This window comes from Gluconacetobacter entanii, from assembly GCF_013155425.1.
GTDB classification, from domain to species: Bacteria; Pseudomonadota; Alphaproteobacteria; order Acetobacterales; family Acetobacteraceae; genus Novacetimonas; species Novacetimonas entanii.
Genome location: NZ_JABJWD010000125.1, coordinates 1 through 247, shown reverse-complemented (window position 1 = coordinate 247; position 247 = coordinate 1). Strand labels below are relative to the sequence as shown.

Genomic DNA, 247 nt, shown 5'->3' with positions numbered 1-247 from the left:
GTCGGCATCGTCAGAAACCGCTTCAAAAAGCCGTTTGAAAACACCGGCTTTCATCCAGTCGCTGTAACGGGAATAGACCGAGTTCCAATGTCCGGAATACGTCGGAAGATCCCGCCATGGGCTGCCGGTCCGGGCAATCCATAAGACTGCCTCGATGAAAAGACGGTTGTCCTGCCCGCTGCGCCCGCGATCTGTTTTCTTGCCAAGGCACAGCGGTTCCATTTTCGCCCATTGGGCGTCTGTCAGT

Annotated in this window: 1 protein-coding gene; it reads right to left on the bottom strand. The window is 55.9% G+C overall.

Features of this window, described 5'->3' with window-relative positions; genetic code table 11:
- Positions 1-246, bottom strand: a 246-nt coding sequence (locus tag HNH97_RS18495) for a transposase (protein WP_244949514.1), incomplete at its 3' end; no start/stop codon positions are given.
- Position 247 lies beyond the last annotated feature (1 nt).